Raw genomic sequence first — 961 nt, 5'->3', positions numbered from 1 at the left:
CGTTGTTCACGCCTTGGACGGCGCTGAAGCTGGTACTCCAATGCGCACCGCTGTCGATGCTGTACTGAACGGTGGCGCCGGTTTCGGTGCCAGTGACGTTCAACGTACCGACATTGGTAATGTGGTCGGTGGCGTTGCTGCCGGAATCGGTGGTCAACGTAACACCCGGCGACGCGGCCGACGTATCGAGCGTGAAGCTGAGAGATGTAGCTGACGATATGTTGCCGGCCACGTCGATCTGGCGGACTTGAACGTTGTTCACGCCTTCAACGGCACTGAAGCTCGTGTTCCAATGCGCGCCGTTGTCGATGCTGTATTGAACGGTTGCGCCGGTCTCGATGCCAGTGACGTTCAGTGTGCCGACATTGGTGATGTGGTCCGTGGCGCTGTTGCCGGAATCGGTGGTCAATGCAACGCCGGGCGCCGTGGCTGACGTATCGAGCGTGAAGTTGAACGAGGTCGAGGCGGACGTGTTGCCCGCGACATCGATCTGTCGAACTTGCACATTGTTCACGCCTTCGACGGCACTGAAACTCGTACTCCAATGCGACCCGTTATCGATACTGTACTGGACGGTTGCGCCGGTCTCGATGCCAGTGACGTTCAGCGTGCCGATATTGGTGATGTGATCAGTGACGCTGCTTCCGGAATCGGTGGTCAGCGCAACGCCGGGCGCAGCAGCCGAGGTATCGAGCGTGAAGCTGAACGACGTGGCCGACGACGTGTTGCCCGCGACATCGATCTGGCGAACTTGAACGTTGTTCAGTCCTTCGACGGCACTGAAGCTCGTGTTCCAATGCGCACCGTTATCGATGCTGTACTGAACGGTAGCACCGGTTTCGATGCCGGAGAGATTCAACGTACCGACGCTGGTAACGTGATCGGCGGCATTGCTACCCGAGTCGGTAGTCAACGCGACACCGGGCGCAGCGGCCGACGTATCCAGCGTGAAACTGAACGA

Annotated in this window: 1 pseudogene; it reads right to left on the bottom strand. The window is 59.0% G+C overall.

Annotation, left to right across the window (positions count from 1 at the left end):
* A pseudogene (locus ACPUER_RS36885) lies at nucleotides 1–961 on the bottom strand (hypothetical protein); the annotation flags it as partial.

The sequence above is a fragment of the Burkholderia sp. DN3021 genome (assembly GCF_049805555.1).
GTDB classification, from domain to species: Bacteria; Pseudomonadota; Gammaproteobacteria; order Burkholderiales; family Burkholderiaceae; genus Burkholderia; species Burkholderia pyrrocinia_C.
Note: the sequence above shows the minus strand (reverse complement) of the source record. Positions and strands in the feature narration are given on the sequence as shown.